This window comes from Acetobacter sp. DsW_059 (assembly GCF_002153695.1).
Classification (GTDB): domain Bacteria; phylum Pseudomonadota; class Alphaproteobacteria; order Acetobacterales; family Acetobacteraceae; genus Acetobacter; species Acetobacter thailandicus.
Map to the genome: position 1 here is coordinate 1 of NZ_JOPI01000093.1, position 956 is coordinate 956.

1 protein-coding gene is annotated in these 956 nt (G+C 53.8%); it reads right to left on the reverse strand.

The window, feature by feature from the left end; all coding sequences use genetic code 11:
- Positions 1–83: 83 nt before the first annotated feature.
- Positions 84–956: IS110 family transposase (locus HK25_RS12045; RefSeq protein WP_086636380.1), on the reverse strand; the 873-nt coding region annotated here is incomplete at its 5' end.

Consider the following 956-nt stretch of genomic DNA (forward strand, 5'->3'; position numbering starts at 1 on the left):
CCGCTGCGCTCATACCTTCATGTCCGCAATCCATATCGCTGCAAGCTTCATCTTCTATCTCAAAGAATGAGTATCCGTCTTAGTCAAGTGTGGCGTGCTTCCCATAACCTGTTATTGCGTAACAGGACATTCGCCAGAATGACGAGACGCCGCATGAGAGCGGTCAGAGCCACTTTTGCGTGCTTTCCCTTATTCGTCAGACTAAGATAGATGCTTCGAAGGTCAGGGTTATGCCGCATGGCAACCAGAGCAGGCATGTACAGAGCGTTTCTGACATGAATCCGACCACCCCGAATAAAGCTTTTACCCTGCCACTTTCCTGACTGCCTGGTGACAGGAGCCAGACCTGCGAGCGCAGCAACCTGTCCATTTTCCAGTGTTCCCAGCTCGGGAATATCAGCGATCAGCATCGCAGCCGTGGCCTCTCCAATACCTGGAATGCTGACCAGAATGGTGCGTTTTCGAGAGAGGCTCTCGTCTGTCGAGATCAGTTGGCTGATTGCCTGATCGATGGTTGCGATCTGAGCCTCTATCTGACGAAGTCTATAGCGTGTCAGACGTTTTAGGAGACTGAGCTGCAGGTTTTGCTGGCGATTGAGCAGGGCAGTCCTGTCACGGGTCAGATTTCGTCGCCCAGCTGCCAGCTCCTGGAGCGCAGACTGCAGCTCGTTGCAGATCGTAGACGTCCTGGGTTCAAGAAGTGCCCCCATCCTGGCCAGCATCATGGCATCTACCCGATCCGTTTTTGCAAGCTTTCCCGTTGCTTCAGCAAACTTTCTTGCGTGCCGCGGATTGATCCGTGAGAATGGGATGCCGGCCCTGGCCAGATAACTCTCCAGTTGACGATGGAAAGGGCCGGTCGCCTCGAAGACAACATGCACAGCACGTTGCTTGCCAATCCATCGTAGAAGCGTTCTGAGGCCTTTCGTATCGTTGGAAGTCTGGATCAGGTCACC